Origin of the sequence: Paenibacillus sp. IHBB 3054 (assembly GCF_051594305.1) — a bacterium.
Classification (GTDB): Bacteria; Bacillota; Bacilli; order Paenibacillales; family Paenibacillaceae; genus Paenibacillus_AQ.
Genome location: NZ_JBOFBG010000157.1, coordinates 1 through 502 on the forward strand (window position 1 = coordinate 1; position 502 = coordinate 502).

Consider the following 502-nt stretch of genomic DNA (forward strand, 5'->3'; position numbering starts at 1 on the left):
AAAATGAATATGATTTCTTTGGTAATATATTGCCCAGTAACAGATCGAATGGTCACTATGAATACATGCTGAAACGGGTGCAGTACAATAATACGTCACAAACGGTCTATGATTACGAATACGGCGTTCATAATCTATCTAAGTATGGAGTCATTAAAAAATCACGTGTTAGCGGCAGAAGCGATATCATTCTACGGAATTCCCTGCCTTCATATGTTATGAATCATAATGTCTTTACCTACAGTGGAGACTATAGTGCTTATGGGGTAACCAATGACCCCGAAAACCTGCCTGCAGGATATCACTTTTCTAGCACTGTGACTGCATTGGACAAAAATAATGCACCACAGCAGAAGACAATCACTTCATTTAATCATCTGAAGCAAAATGAATCAGTAGAGAGCAAGATCATAAGCGGAAGCCAGGCTGGACAAAGAATACTTACCCTGTACTCCAATTTTTTGACCGACTACAAGTATAAGCCGACCTTAATTGAACAGCG

1 protein-coding gene is annotated in these 502 nt (G+C 39.4%); it reads left to right on the top strand.

Features of this window, described 5'->3' with window-relative positions; translation table 11 throughout:
* Window positions 1-502 (top strand): hypothetical protein (locus ACQ76X_RS36230; RefSeq protein ID WP_438498707.1); only part of this gene is annotated, 502 nt, incomplete at both ends.